Origin of the sequence: Halomonas sp. DP5Y7-2 (assembly GCF_019802025.1) — a bacterium.
Classification (GTDB): domain Bacteria; phylum Pseudomonadota; class Gammaproteobacteria; order Pseudomonadales; family Halomonadaceae; genus Halomonas; species Halomonas litopenaei_A.
This window is the reverse complement of the sequence record NZ_JAHVHY010000031.1, coordinates 1-572: the sequence shown is the minus strand read 5'-3', so window position 1 is coordinate 572 and position 572 is coordinate 1. Positions and strand designations below refer to the sequence as shown.

At 60.5% G+C, this 572-nt stretch carries 2 protein-coding genes; both read right to left on the bottom strand.

Annotated elements, in window-relative coordinates; genetic code table 11:
• The coding region (locus KUW18_RS20010) for an exodeoxyribonuclease V subunit gamma (protein WP_222562201.1) at positions 1–254 on the bottom strand (254 nt) is incomplete at its 3' end.
• A gap of 126 nt (positions 255–380) precedes the next feature.
• The coding region (locus KUW18_RS20005) for a hypothetical protein (RefSeq protein ID WP_222562202.1) at positions 381–572 on the bottom strand (192 nt) is incomplete at its 5' end.

Genomic DNA, 572 nt, shown 5'->3' with positions numbered 1-572 from the left:
CGATAGGCCTGCCACTGTAGCCGCGCCGGCAGCGCCACATCCGTTCCCAGACAGATACCGTAGCCGGGAGCGCCCTGACGCTCGGCGATAGAGGTCTTGAGCCATTGTGCAATGCCGTTGCTCTGCACCAGGAAAAGTGTACGTGCGAGCGGATGGAGGGGACGGCGACCGAGCCATTTCAGCGTCAGATCGCGCAGGTCTTCCATGCGGTTGCCCTGCAGGACAATCATCCCGGAGGCGGCTGTATCGGTCATGGCTTGCTCTCTTTGCGGCGCGGGTAGGCCTGTGGCGAAGGCCTGCGTCGTGACTGTCTCGGCATAGCCTAATAGATGCAGCGCCAAGGATCATCTGCGGGCAGTCACGCTGTGACAGATCGTCGGCTACTTCGGGTCACGTCGACGCTGGCGTTCGCAGAAGAACAGCCAGATGCATAGGGCGGCGACCAGATAGACCACGAGGGGAATGGCCAGGCCGTAGGCCAGTACCTTGAAGGAAAAGTCGTTTTTGACAAAGAGGAACAGCAGAAGCACGGGGAACCAGCAGAGAGCGATGCCTTGCGCGAGCTTCTTTAG